The sequence below is a fragment of the Bacteroides caccae genome (genome assembly GCF_002222615.2).
GTDB lineage: Bacteria > Bacteroidota > Bacteroidia > Bacteroidales > Bacteroidaceae > Bacteroides > Bacteroides caccae.
In genome coordinates this window covers 2,910,726-2,935,944 of sequence record NZ_CP022412.2, presented here as the reverse complement: position 1 = coordinate 2,935,944, position 25,219 = coordinate 2,910,726, and the positions used below count along the sequence as shown (strand labels likewise).

Sequence of the window (25,219 nt, the reverse complement as noted above, 5' to 3'; positions counted from 1 at the left end):
CATTATTTGTACCTTTGTTCCTTGATTTCAAGAACTAATAGTTATAATTTGATGAAACCGATAAACCGATTATTCTTATTTTTGCTTTTTATAAGCGCTTCATACGCTATCAGTTATGCCCAAGAAAATCAATCATTTTTCTTGCATACTATCGAAAAAGGACAAAGTTTATACTCTATCTCCAAGATGTACAATGTCACTACATCTGACATCATCCGCTTGAATCCCGGTTGCGATGAGAAGATTTATGCCGGACAGACTATTAAAATTCCCAAAGGAAAGGATACTCAGAAAGGGGAAACATTCCATACGATTCAAGCCGGAGAGACTTTATATAAACTGACTACAATGTATAACGTATCCGCCAAGGCAATCTGTGAAGCAAATCCCGGGTTAAGCGCTGAGAATTTTCGCATCGGACAGGTAATTCTCATCCCGTTGGAAAAAGAACCAACCAATACGGTGCAGACTTCGGTGACACAACCTGCGATCCAAGGTCCGGTAGTAGCCAGATGTAAAGAGATGCACAAGGTTAAACGCAAAGAGACTATATTTAGCGTGAGCCGCGAATATGGAATCAGCGAACAAGAATTAATCAACGCTAATCCCGAACTGAAAAAGGGAATGAAAAAAGGACAACTACTCTGTATCCCTTATCCTTCTGCAACACCAGTGCAACCTACACCCAAGGAAGATCTATATGCGGTTCCTCCCAGCAACAGCGAACTTTTCCGTAAGAGTAAAGAAACTCCGAAGAATATCTCGACTATTAAAGCCGCTCTGTTACTGCCTTTCCAGGAAGACAAACGTATGGTAGAATATTATGAAGGTTTTTTAATGGCAGTTGATAGTTTGAAACGTACGGGTACTTCTCTTGATTTGTATGTATACGATTGCGGTAAAGAAGTTTCCACGTTGAACACAATTCTGGCTAAAAAAGAGATGAAAGAAATGAATGTCATCTTCGGCCCGATGCATCAAAGTCAAATTAAACCGTTATCTGATTTTGCGGAAAAGAATGGTATTCGTCTAGTGATTCCTTTCTCACAAAAAGGCGAAGAAGTATTCAACAATCCTGCCGTTTATCAGATTAATACTCCACAATCATATTTATATTCTGAAGTATACGAGCATTTCACTCGCCAATTCCCCAATTCTCATGTTATTTTTATTGAATCGGCAAATCCGGACAAAGAAAAAGCTGACTTCATCAGTGGGTTGAAGCAGGAATTGAAAAGCAAAGGCATTTCCATGCGGACTGTAGACGAAAGCGCAACTAAAGAAACGCTGAAAGCAGCACTACGCAACGATAAAGAAAATATCTTTATTCCGACATCCGGTAAAAATGTATTATTAATCAAGATACTTCCACAGTTAACCCTGTTAGTCAGAGATAATCCGGGTCCCAACATTCATTTATTCGGTTATCCGGAATGGCAGACTAACACAAAAGATCACCTGGAAAGTTTCTTTGAACTAGATGTATATTTCTACTCCTCATTTTATACAAATACTTTGTTCCCGGCTGCCGTGCAATTTACTAATGCCTACCACAAATGGTACAGCAAAGATTTAGCCAGCAAATATCCCAACTATGCAATGCTTGGTTTCGATACAGGTTTCTTCTTCCTGAAAGGATTGTCACGCTATGGCTCGGAACTGGAAAATAACCTGTCCAAGATGAACCTTACTCCTATCCAGACCGGTTTCAAATTCGAGCGTGTAAACAACTGGGGAGGATTTATTAATAAAAAGGTGTTCTTCATACGTTTCACTAAGAACTTTGAATTAGTAAAACTTGATTTCGAATAATACGAAAATGATAAAGATAAAGACATTTTTGCTCGCAACACTCCTGCTTACAGGACTTGTTTTTCCTGCTACTGCACAGATCGGAGAGCCACGAAGTAACTTCTCTGTTGGTGTCAATGGAGGTGTCAACCTGAACAGCGCTTCCTTCACTCCTACTATTAAGCAAAACAGCCTTATGGGAATTACCGGAGGATTGACGGCACGTTATATTTCCGAAAAGTATTTTGCCATGATCTGTGGCGCACAAGTAGAACTTAATATCTCACAACGAGGCTGGGATGAGTTATTTGAAATGGAAGATGAAAACGGGCAAACGATTAAAGTACCCGGCAAGACATATACCCGCAAGATGACCTATGTCGATATCCCTTTTCTTGCGCATCTTGCTTTCGGACGAGAAAGAGGTTTGCAGTTCTTTGTTCATGCAGGTCCTCAAATCGGTTTTCTGATCGGTGAATCGGAAACAATAGAGGGCATAGATATGAATACGTTGTCGAACACCCAGAAAGCGATATATGGAGTTAAGATCCAGAATAAATTCGATTATGGTATCACTGGCGGTGGCGGCGTGGAACTAAGAACGAAAAAAGCCGGCAGTTTTTTGGTAGAAGGTCGTTATTATTTTGCCTTATCCGACTTCTACAGTACAACAAAAAAAGATTATTTCGCCCGCGCAGCGCATGGCACAATCACTGTAAAACTCACCTATCTTTTTGATTTGAAGAAATAAATAATCTCTCATCAGATTATAAAAATGGCCACTAGTTCATTGCTGAAACAGTGGCCATTTTATATTATATTCTTATTTCTGACGATTATCTCAATCTATCGGCAGCTTTAACCATAACTTCATCACGTCCTATAGAACGGATAGCCAGTATATTCAGAATGATAGAAACAAGGGGTAAACAAAGCGCCCAACCGATACGGAAAAGATTCTCATCGTTTTTCAATGCAAAATAAAAAGCAAAGAAAGCAATATAATATCCTACCAGCAGCAAGCTATTGAAAATAGACATACGAATCTGCAACATACGATTCTTATATAAAAAGATAGTAGCAAAAGCAACTATAGTGCTAAGCATCAATATGCCAAACAATCCCCATGTAGATTGAAAAGCACCATTTACATCCATTCCTAAAGCTTTGAAGGGATGTTCGCCCATTGTATCAGTAAAATATCCCATTGGCAAACACATTGCCGTAATAAGCAACCCTGTAACAATCAGTAAATAAACTGTTTGAATTCGTTGAATCATAAGTATTCTAATAGTAGTTAAGTTAAACAATAATAGCCAAGCAATAAGGAATAGGAATTACTTTCCCGCTTACTACTTGACTATCAATTCTTTCGTCAGAAAATAAATTACTGAAGTTTTTCCTTTTCCTTTGCCGGATTTCTATAATATATTTTCCCTTCGATGTATTCTTGCGTAGCAATCAAGTCCGGTTTCGGCAACTTCTCATAATAACGAGAAATTTCGATTTGCTCTCTATTCTCAAATACTTCTTCCAAGTTATCATTGTAAGAAGCAAACTCTGCCAATTTCTTAGAAAGGTCGTTCTTGATTTCCACGCTGATCTGGTTAGCACGCTTACCAATAATAGCAACAGTTTCATAAACATTTCCTGTATCGGCACAGAGTTCCATCATGTCACGGGTTACCGTTGTAGCAGGAGCATTCGTTTTTTTGTAGTCCATAAATCTATTTAAATTTAGTCTTTAATTACTTTTTGTGATTCATTAAATATTTTCTCAGCCTCTTTCAAGTACTTGCTTTCCGGAAACTCATTCTTAAAAGCATAATACTCATCAACAGTTTCACGATAACGATCCGCCTTTTTATCTTCCACGCTATAAATAGCCATTTCGTATCTTGCACGCAGAATTAATATAGAAAGTTCTTCGCGATAATCGGTATAAGGATAATCTTTCAGTGCATTCTGAGCCGTGATTACACAAGACTCATAATTATTACCCATATAATTACCCAAATTATAATATAGTTTTGCCGAATAAAGTTCTTTCAACACCAGCTTATCCTGCAAAGCAAAAATCATATCCTGAGCTTCCTGCTTCTTGACACTATTCGGAAAGTATTCCATGAACATCTGTAATTGTTGGATAGCCTGATAAGTACTCGATTGGTCCAGACGTGGTTCCGGAGTATCCAAGAACAAGGCCTTACCTGCATGGAAACGTGCCAATTCGGTAAATGTGCCACGCGGATATGTATTAAAATAGGTGATAAATGTCTGGGCTGCTGTCTGATAATCTTTCTGATTATAATAGCTCATACCCAACATATACAAGGATTCTTCCGCTTTATCGGTTCCTTTAAGAATGGTTATTAACTCGTTCAGCAAAGTAGCTGAGCGGTTATACTGCCCTTTCGCAAAATAGTTTTTGGCGGCTTCGTACTTGTATTCGTAATCGGTGCTTTTCAGCAATTTATTATACTCTCCACATGATGTCAGAGTGGCTGCCGCAAGCAAAGTTATAATGATATTTTTCTTCATCCTATTTAAAAATAATGCGCAAAGTTACTTATTCGCTGGGAATTTAGCAATTAATCTATGTTTTTTAATACATAAAAGGCGTTAAACATCGACAAAAGGGGAGAAAATAACGGCGAACCGGAAACAATATACGGTGAATAAACTGCACATCACTTAAAAGCGCAACCTATTCACCGCATATTATTTACAATTCATTTTCTACTGTCTACATTTCAGCTATAATACTACAATTTATACAAATCGCTTGCCGCCAACAGGTCGACTTTCTTTTCTTTCAGCACTTCGATGCATTTATCCAGATTGCTGGGGCGAATCACCACATTTGCAATATTGTTGTTAGCAAATGAGTACATATATTCAATAAACACTCCTTCAGCAGACAAATATCCCAGTACCTTTGCCAAAGCTCCGGGTACGTTCGGACAGCTAATGCCGACCACATCAGTCACATTCACTGCAAAATGATTGTCTTTTAAGGCTTTGTATGCTCTATCCGGATCGGATACAATTCCACGCAGAATGCCAAAATCAGCATTTTCGGCGATGCACAAGGCAGAAAGGTTGATATTTTCTTTTGCCAGCACTTCAGTCACTTCCGTCAAACGACCTGACTTGTTTTCCAAAAAGATAGAAAGTTGTTTTGCTACCATAATTATTTAAGTATTAGGTTTACAGTTTTCTGTTATCAATCACTCGTTTCGCTTTACCCACGCTACGTTCAATACTACGTGGTTCTACCAGTTTCACATTAACACCCAATCCGAGTACACTTTGCAAACGTCCTGCCAATTTCTTCTTCAATGCCAACATCCGGTTGATTTCGTCCGAATAAAAATCCGGACGTACTTCCACCTGGAGTTCCATGGTATCGGTATTATTTTCACGGCCTACTATTAACAGGTAATGCGGTTCAAATTCTGCCATTTCAAGAATAACAGATTCGATCTGTGTCGGGAAGACATTCACCCCACGAATAATCAGCATATCATCACTACGTCCCAAGATACGATCCATACGTACCAACGTACGACCACAGGAACATGTGTCATAATGCAAGGCAGTTAAGTCACGAGTACGGTAACGTAATAGTGGCATCCCTTCTTTTGTCAAATGAGTAAATACCAGTTCACCCGTTTGCCCGGGTTCAACAGGTTGCAGGGTATTGGGATCAATAATTTCCGGAAAATAATGGTCTTCATTCAAGTGAGTGCCGTGTTGGCATTCACATTCGTACCCCACACCCGGTCCGGCAATCTCACTCAAGCCATAAATATCATAAGCCTTGATACCCAGTTTTTCTTCAATTTCATGGCGCATTTGCTCCGTCCAGGGTTCTGCACCAAAAGCACCGACTTTCAACTTGAATTCTTCGCGGGGTAAACCGGAGTCTTTGATCGCATCAGCCAGATAAAGTGCATAAGAAGGAGTACAACAAAGCACCGTTGAACCGAAATCATGCATCAGTGTGATTTGTTTCTCCGTATTACCGCTGGACATCGGAATCACGGATGCTCCGATATTTTCTGCACCGGCATGTGCTCCCAATCCACCTGTAAAAAGTCCGTATCCATAAGACACCTGGAAAATATCCGAACGGCCGGCACCATAAGCAGTAAAAGCACGTGAGATACATTCTGCCCATGAAGACAAGTCCTTACGGGTATATCCGACAACGGTCGGTTTTCCGGTAGTACCGGAAGACGCATGAATACGCACAATCTGACTCATCGGCACGGCACAAAGTCCGAACGGATAGTTATCTCTTAAATCATGTTTTGTGGTAAACGGCAGTTTCACAATATCATCAATACTGTTGATGTCATCGGGCGTGATACCCATTTCCTGCATTTTCTTCCGATAGAAGGGGGTGTTGTGATAAACGTAATCTACAATTTTCTTGAGTCGTATGCTTTGAATCTTGCGAAGACTTTCGCGGTCCATACACTCAATGCTCTCATTCCAAATCATGTGTTTCTGGTATTACTAGTTGTATGAATCTGTTTTTTGATATTAATATGTTGCAAAGTAAAGGATTTATTTGGAAAAATGATTTGTTATCTCGATTATTTTACCGAATATTGCTCCACTTTTTAGGATTTAACTATGAATTTTGAATTAACATCAGCCTACAAACCCACCGGAGACCAACCGGAAGCGATTGCCCAACTAACAGACGGAGTAATCCAGGGACTTCCTGCACAGACTTTATTAGGAGTTACCGGTTCGGGAAAGACATTCACTATCGCCAACGTTATTGCTAACATCAACAAGCCGACGTTGATTCTAAGCCATAACAAGACGCTGGCTGCACAGTTATACAGCGAGTTTAAGGGATTTTTTCCGAATAATGCGGTAGAATACTATGTTTCTTACTATGACTATTATCAGCCGGAGGCCTATCTACCCAACAGTGATACTTATATAGAAAAAGACCTTGCTATCAATGACGAAATTGACAAACTCCGTCTTGCTGCCACTTCTGCCCTACTCTCCGGACGAAAGGATGTGGTCGTGGTGTCTTCCGTTTCTTGTATCTATGGCATGGGAAATCCTTCGGACTTCTATAAAAATGTCATAGAAATCGAACGGGGACGTATGCTCGACCGCAACGTATTCCTCCGCCGGCTAGTAGATAGTTTATATGTACGCAACGACATTGACCTAAACCGTGGGAATTTCCGTGTCAAGGGAGATACAGTAGATATTTATCTGGCCTATACGGACAATCTGCTCCGTGTCACTTTCTGGGGTGACGAAATTGACGGTATAGAAGAGGTAGACCCAGTGACCGGAGTCACCATTGCTCCTTTCGAAGCTTACAAGATTTATCCGGCAAATCTGTTCATGACTACCAAGGAGGCGACTCTCCGTGCCATTCATGAAATAGAAGATGATCTGACCAAACAGGTTGCCTTCTTTGAATCAATCGGCAAAGAATACGAGGCCAAACGGCTCTATGAACGGGTTACTTATGATATGGAAATGATCCGGGAGTTGGGACACTGCTCCGGGATAGAGAACTATTCACGTTACTTCGACGGTCGGGCTGCCGGTACTCGTCCATACTGCCTGCTCGATTTCTTCCCGGACGATTTCTTGATTGTTATTGACGAAAGCCATGTTAGCGTACCACAAATCCGTGCCATGTACGGAGGAGACCGTGCCCGTAAAATCAATCTTGTAGAATATGGCTTCCGTTTGCCCGCAGCCATGGACAACCGTCCGTTAAAATTTGAAGAGTTTGCAGAAATGGCAAAGCAGGTGATCTATGTCAGTGCCACTCCGGCAGAATATGAATTGATTCAGTCTGAAGGTATTGTCGTAGAACAAGTGATTCGTCCCACCGGCCTGCTTGATCCTATCATTGAAGTCCGGCCGAGCCTGAATCAAATTGATGATTTAATGGAAGAAATCCAGCTTCGTATCGAAAAAAGCGAACGTGTGCTTGTCACTACTCTCACCAAACGTATGGCTGAAGAACTGACCGAATATCTCCTTAATAATAATGTAAGATGCAATTATATCCACAGTGATGTCGACACTTTGGAGCGTGTGAAGATTATGGATGATCTCCGGCAAGGTATATACGATGTACTGATTGGTGTCAACCTGCTTCGTGAGGGGCTTGACCTTCCAGAAGTATCACTTGTTGCTATCCTTGATGCGGATAAGGAAGGATTCCTCCGTTCACACCGTTCCCTGACACAGACCGCCGGACGTGCTGCCCGTAATGTCAATGGAAAAGTTATCATGTATGCCGACAGAATGACGGACAGTATGAAACTCACCATTGACGAGACTAACCGCCGCCGCGAAAAACAGTTGGCTTACAATGAAGCAAACGGAATCACTCCCCAACAGATTAAAAAGGCTCGAAATCTATCAGTATTCGGAAATGCAAACTCGGAAACAGAAGAACTGCTGAAAGAAAAGCACGCTTATGTTGAACCTTCTACTCCGAATATTGCAGCAGATCCGGTGGTACAGTATATGAGCAAAGCGCAAATGGAAAAGAGCATCGAACGTACCCGCAAACTAATGCAAGAGGCAGCCAAGAAACTGGAATTTATCGAAGCTGCACAATATCGCGATGAATTATTGAAACTGGAAGACCTTATGAAGGAGAAATGGGGATAAACTTTCCTCATTCTCCACATACTATATTCTGGGTATTAAGGGCTATAAATTCTTAACAAGTCTATAATACAAACATCCATTTTTTAATTAGTGTTATAAAAACACCTTTTATCTGCTGTTAATTTGCAGATATGGCAAAACAACGTATCTTTGCAGTGTGTTTTTCATAGTATTAGATTTAAGGTTAACAAAGGTTGGAGCAAGGCGTTGCTCCTTTTTTTATGTCCATACATTTGATTTCCTGAAAAAGAGTCGTATTTTTGTACACTATTCATATAAAAGGAAAATGAAACGAAAATTACTCTATATCACTTTAATAATAACCATTCTATGTGTAATTAGCATTATTATATGCAACCGGCGAATCAAGAAGAATGCATCTCAAAAATTATATACTGAAATTACAGAAACACCTAAAAACAATGTAGGGCTATTGCTTGGTACTTCTCCCAAACTAAAAAACGGGAATAACAATTTATATTTTGACTACCGTATTTTTGCAACTCTTGAATTATACAAAGCCGGAAAGATAAATTATATCCTTATCAGTGGCGACAATCGTAAAGAAAATTATAATGAACCGGAAGAGATGAAGAAAGCACTTATGCAAAGAGGAGTCCCGGAAAAATACATTTATCTGGATTATGCAGGATTTCGCACACTCGATTCCGTTGTTCGTGCCAAAGAAGTGTTCGGACAAAGCCGACTAACAATTATTTCTCAACGTTTTCACAATGAACGAGCTATTTATTTAGCAGAAAAGAATGGAATAAACGCTATCGGTTACAACGCCAAAGACGTGAATGCTTATTCAGGACTGAAAACTAATATTCGAGAATTATTTGCAAGAGTCAAGATGTTTATTGACTTGGCAATAAACAAACAACCTCATTTTTTAGGAGACAAGATTATTATCGGAAAATAAAAACAATTATGGAACAACAAATTCAACTCAACGACCACAACAAACAGGAGTATCCTCCTATGCACACTGCGGAGCATTTATTGAATGCCACTATGGTGAAGACATTCGGTTGTCCACGCTCACGTAATGCCCATATAGAAAGGAAAAAAAGTAAATGTGACTATATTCTTTCCTCTTCTCCGACAGCGGAACAAATTCAAGCGATCGAAAATAAGGTGAACGAAGTAATCAACCAGAACTTGCCCGTAACAATTGAATTCATGACACACGAACAGGCAAAAAATATTGTAGATCTTAGCAAGTTGCCGAAAGATGCCAGCGAAACACTTCGCATCATACGTATAGGAGATTATGACGCTTGCGCTTGTATCGGGGCACACGTCTCCCATACCTCCGAAGTGGGCATTTTCAAAATCATTAGCTATGATTATGACGAAGCAAGACAAACTCTACGATTAAGATTCAAACTGGTTTAAAAGGGAAGCACAGTTTATGCAAAGAGTTTCAAACGGATTTGGAACACATTGTTTCAACCCTACTTGAAACAATGTGTTTCATGCTTTGAAACAAATTCAACCTACCGTTTACCGGCTTTTCCTATAGCTAATCACCGCCCAACTATTGAAGAATACAGCAAAAAGAGACAGAATGCCTATCTCCGGCAATAAATCGACCAAGCCGCTTCCTTTCAGATATACCATACGCATCGCCTCTATAAAATATTTTAAAGGATTGAATACAGTGATAGCCTGCGCCCATTCCGGCATACTGCTAACCGGTGTAAACAGTCCGCTCATCAACATCAGAATCAACATGAAAAAGAACATCACAAACATAGATTGCTGCATCGTCGCTGAATAGTTGGATATAACCAACCCAAAACCGGACATCACCAATACAAAAAAAATCACCAAGAGATAGATCATACTAAAATGCCCCACAGGTACTATCCCATAAAGCAGCCAAGCCAACACAAAACATAATGTCAACACAATAAAACCTACAATCCAGTAAGGCAAAAGTTTAGCAAGAATAAAAGTAAATTTAGGTACAGGAGTAACATTTATCTGTTCAATGGTCCCGACTTCTTTCTCACTGACCACATTCAAAGCCGGCAGAAAACCACAAATCAATGTCAACAGCATTGCCATTAATGCCGGAATCATATAGAGCTTATAATTCAGATTCGGGTTAAACAGCCCTTGCGTATCAATACGGATAGAAGGAATGATTTCGGATACAGAAACAGCCTCCGGACGTTCCGAGCGTAATTCGGACGCATAACCATTAATAATAGCGGTCAGATAAGAACTGCCTAATCCGCCTTTTGTTCCATTCACCGAGTTGGCGGCTACTAATACGTGCGCATCTCTCCCATTCATCCAGTCACGCTCCAAATGCCTAGGAATCTCCATGACAATATCCGCCGTACCCAGTTCAATATTCCGTAATCCTTCTTCATACGAAGCCGGGACCTCCGTTAAATGGAAATAAGTAGAAGCGGCAATCTTATTCACCAATCGTTGCGAAACTGCAGAATGGTCATTGTCAACTATATTCAACCGAATATTCTTTATCTCCATATTCACCGCCCAAGGCATCAACAGCATAATCATACAAGGAAAAATAAGAATCAACTTCGGTAGAAACGAGTTGCGAAGCAACTGTTTAAACTCTTTTTCTATCAGAAACTTTATCATAACCGTTACTCCAATCGATATTTAAACTTCTTAATGCTGACAGTGATGAGCACGGTTGCCATTAACAACAAAATGCCAATCTCCTTAAATACCAGTACAACCGATACTCCTTCAATCATCAGTTTACGTACAGCCTGGATATACCAGCGGGCCGGAATAATATCCGATATCAACTGAAGAATCAACGGCATACTCTCCACAGGGAAAATCATACCGGACAACACCATGGTAGGCATCATCAGAATCATGCCGGAAGCCAGCATAGCCGCCACTTGTGTACGTGTTACCGATGAAATCAGCAATCCCAACGACAACGAGACAAAAATAAACAGCAAAGACACCACCACCAACCAAAACAGGCTGCCCACTACCGGTACATCCAGTACAAATACAGAAAGCAACAGAATCGTCACCAAATTGACAAACGACAATACAAAATAAGGAACTGCCTTCGCCAGAATGATAAACAGCGGTTTGACAGGCGATACCAACAAGACTTCCATTGTGCCTGTTTCCTTCTCACGGACAATAGAGATAGAAGTCATCATTGCGCAAATCAACATCAAAATCAATCCCATTACTCCCGGAACAAAGTTATAGGCGCTCTTCATTTGCGGGTTATACAGTAACTTTATGTCCGGAGTCAGACGAGCCGACGACGATATGCCCGGAGATATCATCTCCTGTCCTACCGCAGACACAATGCCCGTAGCATAGTTGATTTGCGAGGTCGACATATTAGGGTCTGTTGCATCCACAATCAACTGGACACGTGCGTCACCGCAATAAAGTCCGTCGGCAAAATGTTCGTTAAAGACAACCACCATATCTATTTTATTTTTCAAGAAGGCAGCCTCCATTTCCCGCGGAGAATGAAAACGCCTGGTGACAGTGAAATACTCACTAGCATCCAGCCGATCAATGATTTTCCGTGTCACCACATCATTAGAGGGATCGAGAACAGCAAGCCGGACATTTTTTACCTCCGTACTGATAGCGAAGCCGAATAGGATAATCTGCACGACAGGCATTCCCAACAGAATCAGCATCGTACGCCGATCCCGGAAAATATGGTAAAACTCCTTCTTTACGAAAGCTATAAACTGTTTCATAATCAATCTGCTTTACGTACCGCATGGCGGGCCAATTGTTGGAAAACATCATCCATTGTATCTGCTCCGAACTGCTGCTTCAGACGGGCCGGTGTGTCAAGAGCCTTGATCTGCCCGTCCACCATAATGGAAATCCGGTTACAATATTCAGCCTCATCCATATAATGCGTAGTTACAAATACAGTAATTCCCCGGTCGGCTGCCTGATAGATCAGTTCCCAGAACTGCCGGCGCGTAGCAGGGTCAACCCCGCCCGTAGGTTCATCCAGAAAGACAATTCTCGGCTCATGGAAAATAGAGACCGAAAAAGCCAGCTTCTGTTTCCAGCCCAAAGGAAGGCTTTTAACCAACGTGTTCCGCTCGGCAGAAAATCCCAAGCGTTCCAGCAGTTCATCAGTCTTCTGTTCTATATCTTTTTCCTTCATCCCATAAATCCCCGCAAACAGGCGAATGTTCTCCCAAACCTTCAAATCCTCATATAGAGAGAATTTTTGGCTCATATAGCCAATATGCTTTTTCACTTGTTCCGCTTCCCGGGATATATCAAATCCGGCGACTTTCCCTACCCCGGACGTCGGCTTGCTTAGTCCGCATAACATACGCATTGCAGTCGTCTTTCCTGCTCCGTTTGCTCCCAGGAAACCGAAAATTTCTCCACGGTTCACTTGAAAAGAAATATGGTCGACCGCAGTGAAATTGCCGAAACATTTTGTCAGTTGTTCTACTTCAATAACAGGAGCCATTGTATGTTGTACTTCTTCCCGTTCCAACGAAGGCGGACAAAGAATGGAAGCAAATTCCTGTAAAATCCGTTCGGGAGTATCAATTCCATGAATCTCTCCATGATTGATAAAAGCTATCCGGTCGCACTGGCGGGCTTCATCCATAATAGGAGTCGAAACAATAATCGTAATGCCCTGTTCCCGTAAGTTTCGCAACATCTGCCAGAACTCTTTACGAGACACCGGATCAACTCCTGTGGTAGGTTCATCCAAGAACAAAATATCGGGTTTGTGAATCAGCGCACAACTTAATGCAAGTTTCTGCTTCATACCTCCCGACAAAGCTCCCGCTCTCCGCTTCTTAAAAGGCTCTATCTGTTGATAAATATCTTTAATCAAAGCATAATTCTCTTGAATCGTCGTATGGAATACGGTAGCAAAAAACTCCAGATTCTCTTCTACCGAAAGATCCTGGTACAAAGAAAAACGACCGGGCATATACCCCACTTTGGTACGAATCAGTTCATAGTCTTCCACCACATTCAGCCCTCCGACAGTTGCCGAGCCTTTATCTGCAAGCAACAGGGTCGTCAAGATGCGGAACAACGTACTCTTGCCCGCACCATCGGGACCAATAAGCCCGAAGATTTCCCCCTGCTCTACAACAAGAGAAACCTCTTTCAGAGCTTCCACTTTTCCGTAGCTCTTACTTACATACTTTACAACGACTATAGGTTCTCCTTTTCTCATCTTTCCGGTTCTTCGTCATCAAAACTTGACTCCGCCATACATACCTATTTTCAACGCTCCGTCACTTTCCACGGCAATCTTTACCGCATACACCAGATTGGCACGTTCGTTCTTCGTCAGAATGGTTTTGGGTGTAAATTCCGACCGTTCGGAAATCCACGTAATTACACCCGTATAAGCCTTCTGCTCCGAATTTCCATAATCGGAATATACCGTCACCTTATCACCCAGTTTCACTTGTGATAGCTGCTCCGAAGTGATGTAAGCCCGCAGATACATACGACCTATTTCGGCCACCTTAAACAGAGGTTTGCCAACAGCCGCCAGTTCACCGGCTTCTGCATATTTCGCTAATACCGTGCCTTCAATCGGCGACTGAATATGACACTTATTCAATTGGTCTTTCACTTGTGCCACTTGTATGGCAACGGAGTTTCCCTGCTCCGTCAAACTATTCGTGCTATTCAGCAACGATGATTCTTGAGCTGCAAGCTGTCGTTCAAGCAGTTTAACCTGCGCATCCCAGTCATCCAATTGTTTCTGGTTTGCCGCTCCTGCCGTAAGCAAATTCTCCACTCTCTTTTTCTCCCGCTCAGCCGTAGCAATCTGCTGTTTGGTAGCAGCAATTTGTTTGGCTAAATCCGGACGCTGGCTTTCCACCGATTTCATGTTAGCCTCCAGTTGTAGTTTTTTCAAGTACAACTGAAGCGTATCCACCAGGCCGATTTCCTCTCCAGTCTGCAACCGCTTCCCTTCCTCAATATCCAAATTCAACAATTTGCCGGCAGCTTCAGCGGAAACTATAACTTCCGTTGCTTCAAACGTGCCTGTCGCATCATAGTCAGGCGTTCCATTTCCGCAGGCAGATAGCATTGTCAATGCTATCCCTCCTATTCCTATTTTTATCATTCGTTTCATATCCGAAGAAAATCTAATTAATGGTTTGTAGTATATTTCAATTGATAGATACCTTTCAACCGCTGGATTTCGTGCATCGCTTTCGTCTGGCGTGCCAAACTTTCATTCGTCAGTTCCCGAAGCATCTCAGTCACCGTCAAAGTACCGTTCGCCACTTTGGCTTCCGCCGATTTCCGAATGTTGGTACGCAAGCGGATAATCTCGTCATCATCCTTCATCTGTTTCTCCAATGAACGAATTGCCTGATCCTGCTGCGTCATTTCCAGACGCGTATTAAAAAGAAACACATCACGGTTATTATTCAGTTGCCGACGTTTGTTCTCAATCACCTGCCGGTCATTCTTCAGTGTATACAGACTCCCGAAATTCCACGAGAGTCGGACACCGGCTATATAATAAGGAGAGAACTCATTCTTCAGCATATTCAATCCCGGATTCCCATAAGCACCTTGCACATATAATCCAAACTGTGGCAAGTGGCGTACATTCAATGCTTTCTCCTGTATCTGCAACCCTGCACCCTGCGCATCAAACAACGACAGTTCCGGCCGGCGGATGTCGCTGACTGCCGAAACATCATTTTGCGGAACCGGTTTCTCCAGTTGTGTTTCCTGAGATAATTCCTCGCCTATCAATATGGAAAGCATCTCCAGATACGCAACGCGCAAGGAGGCAAGTTCCACTCTTTTCTGCTGCGTGTTCAACTGCTCCACCTTCACAGCGTCCAGATCAGCCTGATTAGCAATTCCATTTTCCACATAGGCGGTGATCTGACGATAATTCCGTCCCAACTCATCCTGCAACAAAGCATTCTGCCGCAACTGCTCATCCAGTAAAAGTATCCCGAAATAAAGATCATTTACCCGGCTATTCAACGAATACATATCCACGTTCAGCTTCTCTTTCTCCACGTCAGCCTCCGCTATCGTCTGTTTCTTCTGCATCCGGATTCCTCCACCGTCCCAGATTTTCTGTTGCAGTTCCAGCATTACCTGATATTGGTCTTTAGGCAATCTCTTTAGTTCCACACCGGGAATCTTCACCGGCAATTCCGTCACATCACTTTGATAAGAAGCCTTGGCCGAAAGAGCAAACTGAGGCAGATAACCTTTGGCCGCATTCTCCAGATTATATTCCTTTGTCTTCTCCACCAATCCATATTGATGTACCAACGGATAATTTTCCTGCGTCTTTCGTTGACATTCCTCCAACGTGATTTGCGCATACATCCCCGATACAAACAATAAAAAGGAGAGACTGAAAACCATTCTTTTCATACGCATCTTTTTCTATTAGTTTTTCGAAAGACAAAGATAAGAGGTTTCAAATATACAGTCACTCTCTATGAGTTGGTAAATATGTTCCAATAGTTCGATAAATCAGAAAAAAAGAATTAAGAAATATCTTTTTATTACCTTTGCAGGAAAAGAAAAAAAAGAATGGAACAGAAGAAAGCACCGTTAGACTTGGGACTTAAAATGTTGGAGAACTACAAAATTGTTCGTCATAACGAATTTCGTTTTATTTCCTCTGAGTTCGGATTCGTCAACAGCTTCATTAAAATGGAACCGAGTCTTTTCGCGTTCGGACAGCCGTATCGTATAAAAGAAGGTCGTATCGCACTGGTCAAACAAGGCGTTGCACGTGTTTCTATTAATCTGATAGAACATAATCTGCAAGCAGGAAACCTATCATTAATGACTCCCACCTCTATTATTCAGGTCATAGAAGTCTCTCCTGATTTCGATATGCAAATGATAGCCATAAATAACAACTTCCTCCCTATCTCCGAGAAAGAAGATTTTTTCACCTATCTCTTACATCATCAAAGAAACATTCTGTTATCATTAACTCCGCAGGAACATATACAACTAGAGAAGTATTTCAGTTTAATCTGGAGCATTCTGCAAGAACCTCCTTTCCGCCGGGAAGCTATACGACATCTTATCGCCAGCCTTTTATACAATATAGAATATATAGCTAAACACTATAATCAAATGAAAGGAGAGCGTTTGACACATCAAGAGAGTATTTTCCAGCAATTTATTTCTCTAGTCAACTCTTATAGCAAGACAGAACGCAATGTCGGCTTTTACGCAGACAAGTTATGCCTCACCCCCCGTTACCTGAACACCCTCATCCGGCAGACCAGCCAACAAACAGTAATGGACTGGATAAACCAGTCCATTATACTAGAAGCTAAAGTATTGCTAAAACATAGCAACCTGCTTGTCTATCAAATTTCTGATGAATTGAACTTCCCTAATCCTTCTTTTTTCTGTAAGTTTTTCAAGCGAATGACAGGAATGACGCCACAAGAATATCAGAAATCGGAATGAGTTCTTATTTTGAAAACTCTTTGATTCTCTGTTCTTCTTCCAATTTACAAATCAGCAGCGTATCATCTTTTTCGGCAATAATATATCCGTCCAATCCTTGTATTACCACGTGCTTTTCTTCACTGGTATGAACAATACAATTCTTGCTTTCATACAAACGAATATCAGTTCCCACCATAGCATTGCCCGATTTATCCTGTGGCAATAGTCCACGGAGGGCTCCCCATGTCCCTAAATCCGACCAGCCGAAAGAAGCAGGAAGCACATAGATCTCCTGTGCCTTCTCCATTACTGCATAGTCAATAGAAATACTTTCACAGGTCGGAAACAGCTTCTTGATTGATTCATTTTCTTTTTCAGTATAGAAATCCGGGAAAATACGATCAAAAATCTGTGCTATCCCCGGAGCATATACACGCATCACGGAAGTAATAGTACGCACATTCCATACAAAGATTCCTGCATTCCAAAAGTAATTGCCTTCCAACAGATATTTCTCGGCCGTTTCTTTGTCCGGTTTTTCCTTAAATGCATCTACTGTAAATATCTCCTTATCAGTTTGAAGCTGGTCGGCGGCGGCAATATAACCGTATCCCGTTTCCGCACGGGTCGGCCGGATACCGATTGTCACAATGGCACTGCTATCATCAGTGAAACGAAGAGCCTTCTCCACCACCCGACGGAATTCTCCCGTATCAATAACCAATGCGTCCGAAGGAGTCACCACCACATTAGCATTCGGATGTTTTTTCTTTATCTTCCAACAGGCAAAAGCAATACAAGGGGCCGTATTCCGCGCACAAGGTTCCGCCAGAATATTACTTTCCGGAATTTCCGGCAACTGTTCCCGAACAATATCTATATATTTTTCTGAAGTTACCACCCACATATTTTCTCTGGGACAGACACCGTCAAACCGATCTGCCGTCAACTGAATCAATGAGCGTCCACATCCCATTACATCTATAAATTGTTTGGGACATTCCGGCGTGCTCATCGGCCAAAAGCGGCTACCGATGCCACCAGCCATTATTACCACATGATTATCCATACCTGTTATTCTCCTATAAAAACACATTTGAAATAATTGCGCAATTTACTCCAAAATATCCAACTTTACAAGAAAAACAAAACACTTTTATCATAAATCCATAGTAATAACAGGAGTACTATTTCGTTGATTGGCAAAATATGTCCCTTCTAAGTAACAAGAGACACCCCTCCTCCTTTTCGCTAAAATTAGGTCAAATATTCCTTTTTATTGATTAAAAAGGTAAGTGTTTTCCAGACGATAATTGCATTTCATTCTCTTTTATCTATATTTGTGCCCGCATTTTTATCACATTTTATTAGCCACCCTATTCAAAATTTACAAAACCAAGATAAGCCGAATGGAAAAAATTAACGCAATAATTACAGGAGTCGGAGGATATGTTCCCGATTATGTTTTGACCAATGATGAGATTTCTAAAATGGTAGATACCACCGACGAATGGATTATGGGGCGTATTGGCATAAAAGAAAGACGTATCCTGAAGGATGAAGGACTAGGGACCTCCTATATAGCCCGTAAAGCAGCGAAGCAGTTGATACAACGTACCAGAACGAATCCGGACGATATTGATCTGGTTATTGTTGCTACCACCACTCCTGATTATCGTTTTCCTTCCACTGCATCCCTTTTATGCGAAAGGCTGGGATTGAAAAGAGCTTTTGCGTTCGATATGCAAGCCGTATGCAGCGGTTTTTTGTATGCACTGGAAACAGGAGCTAATTTCATCCGTTCGGGAAACTATAAGAAAATTATAGTTGTAGGAGCCGAAAAGATGTCATCAATCATCAATTATACAGATCGCGCCACTTGTCCTATTTTTGGTGATGGAGGGGCAGCCGTCATGCTGGAAGCCACAACCGAAGATTTAGGTATTATGGATGCCGTATTGAGAACAGACGGCAAAGGATTACCTTTCCTGCATATAAAAGCCGGTGGTTCTGTATGTCCCCCCTCCTATTATACATTGGATAATCAAATGCATTATATCTATCAGGAAGGACGTACTGTATTCAAGTATGCCGTAGCCAATATGTCCGATGCCTGTGAAGCTGTAATTGAAAGAAATCATCTTAACAAAAATGATATTGACTGGGTGATTCCTCATCAGGCCAATCAACGCATAATCAGCGCTGTAACGCAACGCTTAGGAGTACCTTCCGAAAAGGTCATTGTCAATATTGAACGATACGGAAACACCAGTGCCGGTACTCTCCCACTCTGCCTTTGGGATTTCGAGAATAAACTCAAAAAAGGAGATAATATAATTCTTACAGCATTCGGAGCAGGATTTGCCTGGGGAGCTATTTATGTAAAATGGGGATATGACGGCAGGAAGAAGTAATAAGCTGTTGTTATCAAAAGATACATACGATGATAACAACAAATAATGAATCAGTAATCTTTTTCATTTTATACAACTTTAGTGATTAGCTTTAAGCATCTGTTTATTGACATATTTAATCAATTGATATTACATTTCAATCCAGAATAATAGTAAAGAAAACAATTTTAAAAATAGCCAATATGTCACATTTATGAGTTCAAGTAGCTAATATACATAAATGTTATACATGGATTAGTCGCACGAATTATAATAATTGGTCGCACATTATGTACACCATATAATAAATGGAGCGAAGGTAAAAACATAAAAAAAGCACTAATATATCAAATATCAGTGCTAAGTATCTCTTCTTAATTATTTTTCGCGGTGCGTACGGGACTCGAACCCGTGACCCCATGCGTGACAGGCATGTATTCTAACCAACTGAACTAACGCACCATTTTTAGATATTGCATCCCTCTCGAATGCGGATGCAAAGGTAGATATTTTTTTGAAACCTGCAATAGCTTCAGTATCTTTTTTCTGAAAAAGTGGGTTTATTAAGAATTATCGTGTACATTTGCAAGCATTACATAAAATAGAAAATAGAATGAAAAATACACCAATTGAACGACATCTGATTGATGAAACCATAAATGAGTTTCAAATTGTCGATTTTTCTAAAGCAACCATTCGTGAAGTGAAAGCTATTGCTTCAAAAGCAGAAGCAGCATCGGGAGTCGAATTTATCAAAATGGAAATGGGTGTTCCGGGACTTCCTCCTTCTGCAGTAGGCGTAAAAGCTGAAATTGCGGCATTACAGAATGGAATTGCCAGTCTATATCCTGATATTAACGGATTGCCGGAACTGAAAAAAGAGGCTTCCAACTTTATCAAGGCATTTATTAATGTAGATTTAAGTCCGGAAGGTTGCGTGCCTGTCACCGGCTCCATGCAAGGCACATTTGCTTCATTCCTTACTTGTAGCCAATGTGACGAGAAGAAAGATACCATTCTGTTTATCGACCCCGGATTCCCGGTACAAAAACAGCAGTTGGTGGTAATGGGACAGAAATATGAAACATTCGATGTATATGATTACCGCGGTGATAAGCTGAAAGAGAAGCTGGAAAGTTTTTTGAAGAAGGGAAATATATCCGCTATCATATACTCGAACCCGAATAACCCCAGTTGGATTTGCTTAAAAGAGGAAGAACTGCGGATTATCGGTGAATTGGCAACACAATATGATGTGATTGTTTTGGAAGACCTGGCCTATTTCGCAATGGATTTCCGCCAGGATCTGAGCAAACCTTATCAGGCACCATTCCAGCCGTCGGTTGCACATTATACAGATAATTATGTATTGCTAATTTCCGGTTCAAAAGCATTCAGCTATGCCGGACAGCGTATCGGTGTAAGTTGTATATCTGATAAGTTATATCACCGGAGTTATCCCGGACTGACGAAACGTTATGGCGGAGGTACTTTCGGTACAGTTTTCATTCATCGCGTACTTTATGCCCTTTCTTCAGGAACAAGCCACTCGGCGCAATTTGCTATGGCTGCCATGCTGAAAGCGGCCAATGAAGGACAATATAACTTCCTGAATGAAGTGAAAATATATGGTGAAAGAGCGCAGAAATTGAAAGAAATCTTCCTTCGTCATGGCTTTCATCTGGTATATGATAACGATCTGGGCGATCCTATTGCAGACGGATTCTATTTCACAATCGGCTATCCGGGAATGACTAGCGGCGAGCTGGCTAAGGAACTGATGTATTATGGAGTCAGTGCTATTTCGTTAGTGACAACCGGAAGTCACCAGGAAGGCTTGCGCGCATGTACCTCTTTTATTAAAGACCACCAATATGCGCAACTCGATGAAAGAATGAAACTATTTGCCGAAAATCACCCGGTAGTATAAATATTTACCGGAAGATATTCACAAAAGCTACTCTTAAAATGAAAAAAAACGGAAAGAACGATTGTTATTCCGTTTTTTTTCTTACTTTAGTGGCATGAATATCGACTCTGACATATTTAAGATTCAATCAAATAATGTGTTGCCGTCAAGAGGAAAGATTCTAATATCCGAACCTTTTTTACGCGACGTAACGTTTGGAAGATCTGTAATTCTACTGATTGACCATACGGAAGAAGGAAGTATGGGATTGGTCATCAACAAGCAACTGCCGTTGCTTCTCAACGATATCATCATGGAATTTAAGTATATAGACGAAATTCCATTATATAAAGGTGGTCCGATTGCAACTGACACCTTATTCTATCTGCACACACTAGCTGACATTCCCGGTGCTATTTCTATCTGCAAAGGACTTTATCTGAACGGGGACTTTGAGGAGATAAAAAGATACATATTACAAGGAAATAAGATTAGCGAACATATCCGTTTCTTCCTGGGCTATTCCGGGTGGGAAAGTGAACAGTTGAGCAATGAAATCAGAGAAAACACATGGCTGGTCTCCGAGGAAAAGAAATCCTACCTGATGAAGAGCGACACCAAAGACATGTGGCGGAAAGCTTTAGAGAAATTAGGCAGCAAGTATGAAACGTGGTCACGTTTTCCACAGGTACCCACACTTAATTAATGATGAACTGTGAACGACAAACAAAATAATATGCCATTCGTTCACAATTCGTCTTTTATCACTTGCAGTTTAATTTAGGATTCAAACACTGGAAAAGTGCTGCATCTTTGCAGCATCCTCCTATCTGCAACCAATTCTTTAACAAGCCGCATTGCACAAAACCGCAAGATGTGAATAGCTTCATACAAACATCATTGTCGACAGCTACGTGTGCATAAAGCTGCGTTAAAGAAAGAAAGTCAAAAGCATACTCACAAAGTAAATTCAATGCATCGCCCGCATATCCTTGCTGACGATAATCCTTATGAATAGCAATTCCCACCTCCCCCCGCGAATGAAGGGGAACAAAGTCCGTAATATCAATAGTACCAAGTATGCAGTGATCGGATTTTCTCACGATCATCAGACGTAGCTGCTTGTCGGCAAAAACATCGCATTGAGAACCTTCGATGTACTGTCGTAATACGTAACGGGAATACGGAACGGTGAAATTGCTGATATCCCACATCGACGGGTCATTTTCCATTTCGTACATCACATCCATATCCTCTGGCTCCACAGCACGGAGATAAATACGGTCGTTTATTAAGAAGGACTGTTTCATAGTGCTTTAGTCTTTCGTGATATGAAGTTCGTTACGCAATCTTTTCTCACCAGGCAGACAGAAAAGAGAAGCAGTGAGACCAATCAACATACAAAGATTTCCTGTGGTACTAAGCGTCAGATAATAGCATAAAAGATTGGTAACGATAGCGACTTCCAATATGCCGAGACGGACAATGCTCCATTGCACATAACATTTCAAAGCAAGCGTGATCGTCATTTGATCTATTTTCTTTTTAAGCACCAGGCTGAATAATTTAAGAGAAAGGGGAATACACAAGGCCGTTAGCAGAATCCCTAATGTCTCAAAATAATAAACGGCTTGTGCATTGTCTGCCAAACTTCCTACGGGAAGGAGTTCAAACTCCCCTGCTCCAAGCAGAAACGCAGGGAGCACCCAAAAGAAAATATAACTAATATTTAAATTTCTGACAGCACGTTTTATCTGTTCTTCCATGTTCGTTCTAAGTTTCTAAAGATTAATTGATTATACAGTTCCGGTAAAAAGTGTCCGGTTCACAATACTACGGCCCAGAGTCACTTCATCCGCATATTCGAGTTCATCCCCCACAGATATGCCGCGAGCAATCACACTCAGCTTAACACCTAGTTTATCCAACTTACGGTAGATATAGAAATTAGTGGTATCCCCTTCCATAGTAGTGCTCAGAGCGAGAATCACTTCCTTTATTCCACCTTCGGATACCCGTTGCACCAGACTTTCAATTTGCAGGTCGCTCGGCCCCACCCCGTCCATTGGAGAAATCACACCGCCCAACACATGATAAAGTCCCCGGTACTGCTGCGTTGCTTCAACTGCCATTACATCACGAATGTTCTCCACCACACAAATAGTAGAAGCGTCCCGCTGCGGATTGGCACAAATCTGGCATATTTCGGTATCGGATATATTATGGCATACTTTACAATACTTCACCTCACGTTTCAAAGTAATAATAGAATTCCCGAAAGCTTCCACCGTAGCCGTATCCTGCCGAAGCAGATGCAGCACAAGCCTCATGGCCGTTTTACGCCCGATACCGGGAAGTTTGGAAAATTCGCCGACTGCCTTTTCAAGCAGCACGGAAGGATATTGTTGGTTCATAGATAATAATTGCTATTCTATCGATATTTTGGCGCAAAGATACGGATTATTGTTATAATACCTACAAAAAATACTACCTTTGCAGCCGATATGATGATACTTGTCACTATTATTTGCTACTTCGCGGCATTATTACTAATAGCCCGTATCACCGGACATAAAGGCGGATCGAATGCAGCGTTCTTTAAGGGAGAGAACAAATCGCCCTGGTATGTAGTCTCCTTCGGAATGATTGGCGCCTCTATCTCCGGAGTCACTTTCGTTTCCGTTCCGGGAATGATACGCGGAATGGATATGACCTATATGCAAACGGTATTCGGATTCTTTTTCGGATATATGGTTGTTGCCCACGTACTGCTTCCTTTATATTACAGACTCAACCTGACAAGTATCTACGGCTATCTCGGTACACGCATCGGGACACATGCCTATCGCACCGGCTCTTTCTTCTTTCTCTTATCACGTATGCTGGGAACGGCTGCCAAACTATATCTGGTCTGCCTCATTCTCCACACCTATGTATTTCAGGAAATGCATATCCCCTTCTGGCTGATAGCCGTCGGTTCGGTAGCATTAGTATGGATATACACCCATAAAAGCGGTATAAAGACAATCGTCTGGACAGATACCTTGCAGACATTCTGCCTGATTGCAGCATTGATCTTCATCATCTATTTCACCGTTCAGAAACTAGGACTTGATTTCAGTGGTATCATCCGGACAATTCAAGGCAGCGAACACAGCCGTATCTTCGTTTTCGACGACTGGATATCCCGCCAGAACTTCTTCAAACAATTCTTTAGCGGTATTTTCATCGTCATAGTGATGACCGGGCTAGACCAGGATATGATGCAGAAGAACCTTTCCTGCCGGAACCTCCGGGAAGCAAAAAAGAATATGTACTGCTACGGATTCTCCTTTATCCCGCTGAATCTTCTGTTTTTATGCCTGGGAATTTTGCTAATAGCCCTAGCCGGACAGATGCAACTGGAACTTCCGGCAATGAACGACGACATTCTTCCCATGTTTGCCGCACAAGGGTACTTGGGGAAACCGGTATTGATACTTTTTACAATCGGAATTATCGCAGCCGCTTTCAGCAACTCTGATTCCGCGCTGACAGCCATGACGACCAGTGTATGCGTAGACCTGCTGAACACGGGAAAAGACTCTGAAGAGGTGGCATGCCGTAAAAGAAAGAAGGTACATTTCTCTCTTTCTGTTTTATTAGCCTTATTCATTTGCCTGGTAGAAATGCTGAATAACAAAAGTGTAATTGACGCCATATACATCATCGCCTCCTACACATACGGCCCGCTACTGGGAATGTTTGCCTTCGGTCTGTTCACACGAAGACAGACAAACGACCGCCGGGTTCCCCTCACAGCTGTCGCCTCCCCACTGCTCTGCTATGTTTTAGACTGGTGGATATTCAAAGAAACCGGATATAAATTCGGCTATGAATTGCTAATGTTGAATGGAACTCTTACCTTTGCAGGACTAATGCTTATGTCTAAAAAAGAGAAAACGCCGAAAGCGCCATAAAAACAGGTGCTCCGGAGTTTATTATAAATAATGGCAGAGTT

Annotated in this window: 24 protein-coding genes and 1 tRNA gene; 10 read left to right on the top strand and 15 right to left on the bottom strand. The window is 41.5% G+C overall.

Annotated features, from left to right (window positions below):
- Window positions 1–51: 51 nt before the first annotated feature.
- Both CGC64_RS11865 and CGC64_RS11860 read left to right on the top strand, forming a co-directional pair.
- On the top strand, window positions 52–1,812 hold the full coding sequence (locus tag CGC64_RS11865) for a LysM peptidoglycan-binding domain-containing protein (RefSeq protein WP_005676273.1): 1,761 nt from the start codon (window positions 52–54) through the stop codon (window positions 1,810–1,812).
- A gap of 7 nt (window positions 1,813–1,819) precedes the next feature.
- Window positions 1,820–2,542 (top strand): porin family protein, encoded by a 723-nt coding sequence (locus tag CGC64_RS11860; protein ID WP_005676274.1) that lies wholly within the window; start codon window positions 1,820–1,822, stop codon window positions 2,540–2,542.
- A gap of 85 nt (window positions 2,543–2,627) precedes the next feature.
- On the opposite strand, the gene CGC64_RS11855 is transcribed toward CGC64_RS11860, so the two are convergent.
- The 5 genes from CGC64_RS11855 to CGC64_RS11835 form a co-directional block, all read right to left on the bottom strand.
- On the bottom strand, window positions 2,628–3,071 hold the full coding sequence (locus CGC64_RS11855) for a DUF4293 domain-containing protein (protein ID WP_005676275.1): 444 nt from the start codon (window positions 3,069–3,071) through the stop codon (window positions 2,628–2,630).
- Window positions 3,072–3,178: 107 nt separating this feature from the next.
- Window positions 3,179–3,514: a DNA-directed RNA polymerase subunit omega gene (locus CGC64_RS11850; protein ID WP_004299989.1), complete on the bottom strand. Its 336-nt coding sequence runs from the start codon at window positions 3,512–3,514 to the stop codon at window positions 3,179–3,181.
- Window positions 3,515–3,528: 14 nt separating this feature from the next.
- On the bottom strand, window positions 3,529–4,332 hold the full coding sequence (locus CGC64_RS11845) for an outer membrane protein assembly factor BamD (RefSeq protein WP_005676278.1): 804 nt from the start codon (window positions 4,330–4,332) through the stop codon (window positions 3,529–3,531).
- A gap of 224 nt (window positions 4,333–4,556) precedes the next feature.
- Window positions 4,557–4,982, bottom strand: a complete 426-nt coding sequence (locus CGC64_RS11840) for an amino acid-binding protein (protein WP_005676279.1) — start codon at window positions 4,980–4,982, stop codon at window positions 4,557–4,559.
- A 19-nt stretch (window positions 4,983–5,001) separates the two neighbouring features.
- The gene (locus CGC64_RS11835; protein WP_005676280.1) at window positions 5,002–6,300 is read right to left on the bottom strand and encodes a phenylacetate--CoA ligase family protein; all 1,299 of its coding nucleotides are present in this window, start codon (window positions 6,298–6,300) and stop codon (window positions 5,002–5,004) included.
- A 135-nt stretch (window positions 6,301–6,435) separates the two neighbouring features.
- Between CGC64_RS11835 and uvrB the strand changes: the two genes are divergently transcribed.
- The 3 genes from uvrB to CGC64_RS11820 all read left to right on the top strand — a co-directional run bounded on the left by uvrB (window position 6,436) and on the right by CGC64_RS11820 (window position 9,870).
- On the top strand, window positions 6,436–8,469 hold the full coding sequence (gene uvrB, locus CGC64_RS11830; protein ID WP_005676281.1) for an excinuclease ABC subunit UvrB: 2,034 nt from the start codon (window positions 6,436–6,438) through the stop codon (window positions 8,467–8,469).
- A gap of 286 nt (window positions 8,470–8,755) precedes the next feature.
- Window positions 8,756–9,394 carry a SanA/YdcF family protein gene (locus CGC64_RS11825; protein ID WP_005676282.1) on the top strand — a complete coding sequence of 213 codons (639 nt, stop codon included), beginning with the start codon at window positions 8,756–8,758 and terminating at the stop codon, window positions 9,392–9,394.
- Between the two features lie 8 nt (window positions 9,395–9,402).
- Window positions 9,403–9,870, top strand: coding sequence for an alanyl-tRNA editing protein (locus tag CGC64_RS11820; protein WP_005676283.1), 468 nt, complete (start codon window positions 9,403–9,405; stop codon window positions 9,868–9,870).
- A 108-nt stretch (window positions 9,871–9,978) separates the two neighbouring features.
- On the opposite strand, the gene CGC64_RS11815 is transcribed toward CGC64_RS11820, so the two are convergent.
- Genes CGC64_RS11815 through CGC64_RS11795 form a run of 5 tightly spaced genes read right to left on the bottom strand, consistent with a single transcriptional unit; the run spans window position 9,979 to window position 15,873 of the window.
- On the bottom strand, window positions 9,979–11,094 hold the full coding sequence (locus CGC64_RS11815) for an ABC transporter permease (RefSeq protein ID WP_005676285.1): 1,116 nt from the start codon (window positions 11,092–11,094) through the stop codon (window positions 9,979–9,981).
- Window positions 11,095–11,099: 5 nt separating this feature from the next.
- On the bottom strand, window positions 11,100–12,206 hold the full coding sequence (locus CGC64_RS11810; RefSeq protein ID WP_005676286.1) for an ABC transporter permease: 1,107 nt from the start codon (window positions 12,204–12,206) through the stop codon (window positions 11,100–11,102).
- A 2-nt stretch (window positions 12,207–12,208) separates the two neighbouring features.
- Window positions 12,209–13,678: an ATP-binding cassette domain-containing protein gene (locus CGC64_RS11805; RefSeq protein ID WP_005676287.1), complete on the bottom strand. Its 1,470-nt coding sequence runs from the start codon at window positions 13,676–13,678 to the stop codon at window positions 12,209–12,211.
- Window positions 13,679–13,696: 18 nt separating this feature from the next.
- Window positions 13,697–14,596, bottom strand: coding sequence for an HlyD family secretion protein (locus CGC64_RS11800; RefSeq protein WP_005676288.1), 900 nt, complete (start codon window positions 14,594–14,596; stop codon window positions 13,697–13,699).
- A 17-nt stretch (window positions 14,597–14,613) separates the two neighbouring features.
- Window positions 14,614–15,873 carry a TolC family protein gene (locus tag CGC64_RS11795; RefSeq protein WP_005680746.1) on the bottom strand — a complete coding sequence of 420 codons (1,260 nt, stop codon included), beginning with the start codon at window positions 15,871–15,873 and terminating at the stop codon, window positions 14,614–14,616.
- Between the two features lie 162 nt (window positions 15,874–16,035).
- Between CGC64_RS11795 and CGC64_RS11790 the strand changes: the two genes are divergently transcribed.
- Window positions 16,036–16,935: an AraC family transcriptional regulator gene (locus tag CGC64_RS11790; protein WP_005676291.1), complete on the top strand. Its 900-nt coding sequence runs from the start codon at window positions 16,036–16,038 to the stop codon at window positions 16,933–16,935.
- A 4-nt stretch (window positions 16,936–16,939) separates the two neighbouring features.
- Here CGC64_RS11790 and CGC64_RS11785 read toward each other — a convergent pair whose 3' ends face one another.
- A complete protein-coding gene (locus CGC64_RS11785; protein WP_005676294.1) occupies window positions 16,940–17,986 on the bottom strand; it encodes a mannose-1-phosphate guanylyltransferase in 1,047 nt (348 codons plus the stop codon).
- Between the two features lie 340 nt (window positions 17,987–18,326).
- Here CGC64_RS11785 and CGC64_RS11780 point away from each other — a divergent pair, with 340 nt between their 5' ends.
- Window positions 18,327–19,331, top strand: a complete 1,005-nt coding sequence (locus CGC64_RS11780; protein WP_005676295.1) for a beta-ketoacyl-ACP synthase III — start codon at window positions 18,327–18,329, stop codon at window positions 19,329–19,331.
- A gap of 367 nt (window positions 19,332–19,698) precedes the next feature.
- Here CGC64_RS11780 and CGC64_RS11775 read toward each other — a convergent pair.
- A tRNA-Asp gene (locus tag CGC64_RS11775) sits at window positions 19,699–19,772 on the bottom strand.
- Window positions 19,773–19,923: 151 nt separating this feature from the next.
- On the opposite strand from CGC64_RS11775, the gene CGC64_RS11770 reads away from it, so the two are divergent.
- The gene (locus CGC64_RS11770) at window positions 19,924–21,240 is read left to right on the top strand and encodes a pyridoxal phosphate-dependent aminotransferase (RefSeq protein WP_005676296.1); all 1,317 of its coding nucleotides are present in this window, start codon (window positions 19,924–19,926) and stop codon (window positions 21,238–21,240) included.
- A gap of 94 nt (window positions 21,241–21,334) precedes the next feature.
- On the top strand, window positions 21,335–21,925 hold the full coding sequence (locus CGC64_RS11765) for a YqgE/AlgH family protein (RefSeq protein WP_005676297.1): 591 nt from the start codon (window positions 21,335–21,337) through the stop codon (window positions 21,923–21,925).
- 58 nt (window positions 21,926–21,983) lie between these two features.
- Here CGC64_RS11765 and CGC64_RS11760 read toward each other — a convergent pair whose 3' ends face one another.
- Genes CGC64_RS11760 through recR form a run of 3 tightly spaced genes read right to left on the bottom strand, consistent with a single transcriptional unit; the run spans window position 21,984 to window position 23,633 of the window.
- Window positions 21,984–22,529, bottom strand: a complete 546-nt coding sequence (locus CGC64_RS11760; RefSeq protein WP_005676298.1) for a GNAT family N-acetyltransferase — start codon at window positions 22,527–22,529, stop codon at window positions 21,984–21,986.
- A 6-nt stretch (window positions 22,530–22,535) separates the two neighbouring features.
- A complete protein-coding gene (locus tag CGC64_RS11755) occupies window positions 22,536–22,985 on the bottom strand; it encodes a hypothetical protein (protein ID WP_005676299.1) in 450 nt (149 codons plus the stop codon).
- 30 nt (window positions 22,986–23,015) lie between these two features.
- The gene (gene recR / locus CGC64_RS11750) at window positions 23,016–23,633 is read right to left on the bottom strand and encodes a recombination mediator RecR (protein ID WP_005676300.1); all 618 of its coding nucleotides are present in this window, start codon (window positions 23,631–23,633) and stop codon (window positions 23,016–23,018) included.
- A 90-nt stretch (window positions 23,634–23,723) separates the two neighbouring features.
- On the opposite strand from recR, the gene CGC64_RS11745 reads away from it, so the two are divergent.
- Window positions 23,724–25,178 carry a sodium:solute symporter gene (locus tag CGC64_RS11745; protein ID WP_005676301.1) on the top strand — a complete coding sequence of 485 codons (1,455 nt, stop codon included), beginning with the start codon at window positions 23,724–23,726 and terminating at the stop codon, window positions 25,176–25,178.
- The last annotated feature ends 41 nt before the right edge of the window (window positions 25,179–25,219 follow it).

Excerpts from the sequence above, each read along its gene's own strand:
- CGC64_RS11865 (WP_005676273.1), top strand. The coding sequence starts at position 52 with ATGAAACCGATAAACCGATTATTCTTATTTTTGCTTTTTATAAGCGCT.
- CGC64_RS11860 (WP_005676274.1), top strand. The coding sequence starts at position 1,820 with ATGATAAAGATAAAGACATTTTTGCTCGCAACACTCCTGCTTACAGGA.
- CGC64_RS11855 (WP_005676275.1), bottom strand. The coding sequence starts at position 3,071 with ATGATTCAACGAATTCAAACAGTTTATTTACTGATTGTTACAGGGTTG.
- CGC64_RS11850 (WP_004299989.1), bottom strand. The coding sequence starts at position 3,514 with ATGGACTACAAAAAAACGAATGCTCCTGCTACAACGGTAACCCGTGAC.
- CGC64_RS11845 (WP_005676278.1), bottom strand. The coding sequence starts at position 4,332 with ATGAAGAAAAATATCATTATAACTTTGCTTGCGGCAGCCACTCTGACA.
- CGC64_RS11840 (WP_005676279.1), bottom strand. The coding sequence starts at position 4,982 with ATGGTAGCAAAACAACTTTCTATCTTTTTGGAAAACAAGTCAGGTCGT.
- CGC64_RS11835 (WP_005676280.1), bottom strand. The coding sequence starts at position 6,300 with ATGATTTGGAATGAGAGCATTGAGTGTATGGACCGCGAAAGTCTTCGC.
- uvrB (WP_005676281.1), top strand. The coding sequence starts at position 6,436 with ATGAATTTTGAATTAACATCAGCCTACAAACCCACCGGAGACCAACCG.
- CGC64_RS11825 (WP_005676282.1), top strand. The coding sequence starts at position 8,756 with ATGAAACGAAAATTACTCTATATCACTTTAATAATAACCATTCTATGT.
- CGC64_RS11820 (WP_005676283.1), top strand. The coding sequence starts at position 9,403 with ATGGAACAACAAATTCAACTCAACGACCACAACAAACAGGAGTATCCT.
- CGC64_RS11815 (WP_005676285.1), bottom strand. The coding sequence starts at position 11,094 with ATGATAAAGTTTCTGATAGAAAAAGAGTTTAAACAGTTGCTTCGCAAC.
- CGC64_RS11810 (WP_005676286.1), bottom strand. The coding sequence starts at position 12,206 with ATGAAACAGTTTATAGCTTTCGTAAAGAAGGAGTTTTACCATATTTTC.
- CGC64_RS11805 (WP_005676287.1), bottom strand. The coding sequence starts at position 13,678 with ATGAGAAAAGGAGAACCTATAGTCGTTGTAAAGTATGTAAGTAAGAGC.
- CGC64_RS11800 (WP_005676288.1), bottom strand. The coding sequence starts at position 14,596 with ATGAAACGAATGATAAAAATAGGAATAGGAGGGATAGCATTGACAATG.
- CGC64_RS11795 (WP_005680746.1), bottom strand. The coding sequence starts at position 15,873 with ATGAAAAGAATGGTTTTCAGTCTCTCCTTTTTATTGTTTGTATCGGGG.
- CGC64_RS11790 (WP_005676291.1), top strand. The coding sequence starts at position 16,036 with ATGGAACAGAAGAAAGCACCGTTAGACTTGGGACTTAAAATGTTGGAG.
- CGC64_RS11785 (WP_005676294.1), bottom strand. The coding sequence starts at position 17,986 with ATGGATAATCATGTGGTAATAATGGCTGGTGGCATCGGTAGCCGCTTT.
- CGC64_RS11780 (WP_005676295.1), top strand. The coding sequence starts at position 18,327 with ATGGAAAAAATTAACGCAATAATTACAGGAGTCGGAGGATATGTTCCC.
- CGC64_RS11770 (WP_005676296.1), top strand. The coding sequence starts at position 19,924 with ATGAAAAATACACCAATTGAACGACATCTGATTGATGAAACCATAAAT.
- CGC64_RS11765 (WP_005676297.1), top strand. The coding sequence starts at position 21,335 with ATGAATATCGACTCTGACATATTTAAGATTCAATCAAATAATGTGTTG.
- CGC64_RS11760 (WP_005676298.1), bottom strand. The coding sequence starts at position 22,529 with ATGAAACAGTCCTTCTTAATAAACGACCGTATTTATCTCCGTGCTGTG.
- CGC64_RS11755 (WP_005676299.1), bottom strand. The coding sequence starts at position 22,985 with ATGGAAGAACAGATAAAACGTGCTGTCAGAAATTTAAATATTAGTTAT.
- recR (WP_005676300.1), bottom strand. The coding sequence starts at position 23,633 with ATGAACCAACAATATCCTTCCGTGCTGCTTGAAAAGGCAGTCGGCGAA.
- CGC64_RS11745 (WP_005676301.1), top strand. The coding sequence starts at position 23,724 with ATGATGATACTTGTCACTATTATTTGCTACTTCGCGGCATTATTACTA.